This window comes from Mycobacterium sp., assembly GCF_049673265.1.
In the GTDB taxonomy this organism is placed as follows: Bacteria; Actinomycetota; Actinomycetes; order Mycobacteriales; family Mycobacteriaceae; genus Mycobacterium.
Window position 1 is genome coordinate 1 of sequence record NZ_JBATXN010000044.1, and the last position, 2,185, is coordinate 2,185.

Genomic DNA, 2,185 nt, shown 5'->3' on the forward strand with positions numbered 1-2,185 from the left:
CGCGGCCAGCAGCGCGGTCTTGCCGCCTGGCCCGGCGCAAAGGTCCAGCCAACGCCCGGCGTCGTCGGCCACCGGCGCCACGGCGAGGGCGCGAGCGACCAACTGGCTGCCCTCGTCCTGGACCAGCGCCTGGCGATCGCGTACCGCGGGCAGCTGCGCGGGGTCGCCCCCGGGCAGGTACACCGCATACGGCGAATACCGGCCGACGGCGCCGCGCACGGCACCGGCCAACTCCTCGGCGGTCAGCACACCCGGGCGGGCGGCCAGATGCACCTGGGGTCGCTGATCGTCGCTGGCCAACGCGGCATCGAGTTCGCCGGCGGCGGCACCGAGCGCGTCGACAAAGGCCTGCGCAATCCAGCGCGGATGGGCGTGGACGAAAGCGGCATGCCCGACCGGATCGGCCACTTGGTCGGGTGCGAGCTCGTCGACCCAGGATTGCTCGTCGCGGACGCTGATCGTGCGCAGCACACCGTTGACGAAACCGGCTCGCGCCGAATCGAATTCGATCCCGGCCTGCTCGACGGTGGTGGACACGGCCGCGTGCGCGTCGACCCGGGTGCGCAGCAGCTGATACGCCCCGAGGCGGAGCAGATCCAACAGCACCGGGTTGATCTCGTCGGGTGCCCGACCCGCGGCTGCACCAATGATCGCGTCCAGCAGCCCACGGACGCGGCAGCTGCCGTAGGTCAGCTCGGTGGCGAAAGCGGCGTCGCGGCCGCTGATTTCGCGTTCCCGCAACAGGGCTGGCAACAGCAAGTTGGGATAGGCGTCGCGCTCGCTGACCGCCCGCAGCACATCAAACGCGGCCCGCCGCGCCGGATCCAGCGGCCGGCGCCGCGGCCTGGGTGACGGTGGCTTGCGAGGTGGCCGGCCGCGTCGCGGTTGTGTCATGACGCTTTCACCGTCGGCTCGAGCCGCGCCCCGCGCGCCCAATCGACCGCGTCCATCAGCTTCTTGCCCGGTGGCTGGACTTGGCCCAGCCGCACCGGTGCCGAGCCGGTGCCCACCCGTACATTGCGGCGGTCAACTTCAATGTCGCCTGGCGACAGAGCATTTGGCGCATCATCGTCGACTTGCACCGGGCCGAGCTTGATCCGCAGGTCACCAATCAAAGTCCACGCGCCCGGGTTGGGCGTGACCGCGCGGATTCGCCGCTCGACGACTTGGGCCGGCAGCTCCCAACGCACCCGAGCCGCCTCGACGGTCACCTTGGGCGCGATGCTGACCCCGTCGGCCGGTTGTGGCACCGGCGTCAGCGCCCCGTCGGCGATGCCATCGAGGGTGGTGGACAACAGTGCCGCACCCGAAATCGCCAGCCGGTCAAGCAGATCCCCGGAGGTGTCGGTCGGCCGCACCGCCTCGGTGACCACCCCGTAGACCGGCCCGGAGTCCAGGCCCGCTTCGATCTGGAAAGTCGTCGCGCCGGTGACGGTGTCGCCCGCGGCGATCGCCGCCTGCACCGGGGCCGCGCCCCGCCAGGCGGGCAGCAGCGAGAAGTGCAGGTTGACCCAGCCGTGGGCCGGCACGGCGAGCAACTCGTCGCGCAGCAGCGCACCATAGGCCACCACTGGGCAGCAGTCGGGCGCCAACTCTGACAACTCGGCGACGAACTCCGCGGTGTTGGGTCGCTGCGGTCGCAGCACCGGGATGCCCTGCTCCAGCGCGACACGGGCCACCGGCGATGGCTCCGGCTTGCCCCTACGCCCGGAGGCGGCGTCCGGGCGGGTCAGCACGGCGATCACCTCGTGGCGCGGCGACTCGATGAGACTGCGCAGGGCGGGCAGCGCGGGTTCGGGGGTGCCGGCGAAGACGAGGCGCACCGGCACAGTGTAGGAAGTAGTCGCGGTAACCAACCGACCTACTGGAGTACGCGTTGACAATGACCACAATCGCTGGGCTTCCCGCGCACGTGCTACTGGTACACGCCATGGTGGTGTTGGCCCCGTTGACGGCGCTGCTGGAAATTCTGTGCGCGCTTTGGCCGGCGGCGCGGCGGCGCCTGGTATGGCTGGTGCTTGCCTTTGCCATCGTGACCACCGCGCTGACGCCGATCACCACGGAAGCCGGCGAATGGCTGTACGACCGGGAAAGCCATCATCGCGACATCTTGAACACCCACGCCGACCGCGGCGGCTGGATGATTTACTTCTCGATCGCGATGCTTGTCGTCGCTGTCGTGTTG

Annotated in this window: 3 protein-coding genes; 1 reads left to right on the forward strand and 2 read right to left on the reverse strand. The window is 70.3% G+C overall.

Translation table 11 applies throughout. The features are described from left to right. Positions 1–894, reverse strand: an 894-nt coding sequence (locus WBF82_RS01520) for a transcription antitermination factor NusB (protein WP_424381341.1), incomplete at its 3' end; no start/stop codon positions are given. Next, positions 891–1,823 carry a methionyl-tRNA formyltransferase gene (fmt, locus tag WBF82_RS01525; protein WP_424381342.1) on the reverse strand — a complete coding sequence of 311 codons (933 nt, stop codon included), beginning with the start codon at positions 1,821–1,823 and terminating at the stop codon, positions 891–893. The genes WBF82_RS01520 and fmt, both read right to left, overlap by 4 nt. A 59-nt stretch (positions 1,824–1,882) precedes the next feature. Between fmt and WBF82_RS01530 the strand changes: the two genes are divergently transcribed. Continuing rightward, positions 1,883–2,185, forward strand: a 303-nt coding sequence (locus tag WBF82_RS01530; RefSeq protein WP_424381343.1) for a hypothetical protein, incomplete at its 3' end; no start/stop codon positions are given.